This is a genomic window from Tepidibacter sp. Z1-5 (genome assembly GCF_037844525.1).
GTDB lineage: Bacteria > Bacillota > Clostridia > Peptostreptococcales > Peptostreptococcaceae > Tepidibacter_A.
In genome coordinates, this window is record NZ_JBBMMD010000041.1 from 1 (window position 1) to 1,288 (window position 1,288).

General features: G+C 23.4%; 1 protein-coding gene. It reads right to left on the reverse strand.

The window, feature by feature from the left end; genetic code table 11:
• Window positions 1–131: 131 nt before the first annotated feature.
• On the reverse strand, window positions 132–1,288 hold a 1,157-nt coding region (locus tag WJW32_RS10335; protein WP_340257995.1), incomplete at its 5' end, for a transposase.

Here is a 1,288-nt window from a genome sequence, read left to right on the forward strand (position 1 = left end):
ATGTTATTTCTATTAGTGGAAAATCCTATAGATTAAAAGATCATTTTTATCAAGAGAATGAGTAAAAAACTGCACTCTTATAAGATCGAAAACTTACGCTCTAAAGGTTCTTTCCATCGTTAGTTGAGCAATTAATTTGACTCAATATATAAAACCTTGTTTTTTAACATTTCAAAACTATTTCTTCCATACATTATACGTTTAATTACTTTTAATTTATTTATACTTCCTTCTGCTAATCCATTGTTATATTCATATTTAATTGAATTTTTAACAGCTTCAATATCTCTTTTTATACCATTTATAAAAGAATTTATGTATGAATTATTTAGTGATTTTGCTTCTACAATCCAATTTGTAAGATTTTCTACGTTTTTCTCTTTTAGCAATAACTTAAACTTACTGATAAGCTCTATAATTTTTATATAAAATGGATATTTTTTATTTATAATTTCTATTGTCTTTTTATCTAATTCAGATATACTTTTTAGAGGTTTATATAAACCTCTTAATAAAATACTTCTTTTTATTGTAATTATTTTATTTCTAAAACTTTTAGGATTACTATTAAACTCCTTTTTTAACTTGGAACAATAATGTCTTAGATTTGAATTAGATCCTTTATATCCTTTTCCTGATATAACTCTATATATCGCAGCCATGCTAATTCCCTTGCTTAACATATCTTTTATTTCTATTTTATATTGATCTAGTATACTTAATCTTCCTTGACGAGTATATTTTGGGGTATATAATGGATCGATATATTTTTTAACAGTTCTTCTATCTACACCCAGGATTTCGCTTATTTTAATTAATGAATATTTTTCTTTATTCAATTCTCTAGCTTTATTAATTATTAGATTTTTTTGTTCCCTTTTTATTTGTTGTCTTTTTTCTAATGTATTTAAAAAATAGTCATTGAGATCTTCTGTGCTTAATTTTATCAATTTATTGTAAGTTTTAATATTTAAATTAAATTGTTTGCATGCTAATGACTTAGAAATTCCACTTTCTATTAATTTGCTTACCTCTTTCCATTTGGCTTCTAATGTTAAATATTGAATTTGATTTTCTTCAGCTTTTTTACCAGAGCATTCTTTTATTTCATCAATTACTACATTTACATTAAATTTTGTTTTTAGATATGTTTTACAATACTCTGTCAAATTTTTTAATAGATGAAATCTATCACTTACTTGTATAGCTTTTGGGTGTGCTAAAGATATAGCATTTTTATATACTATTGAACCATCTCTTGAAATAACCTTTAAATTTTCATATGTAC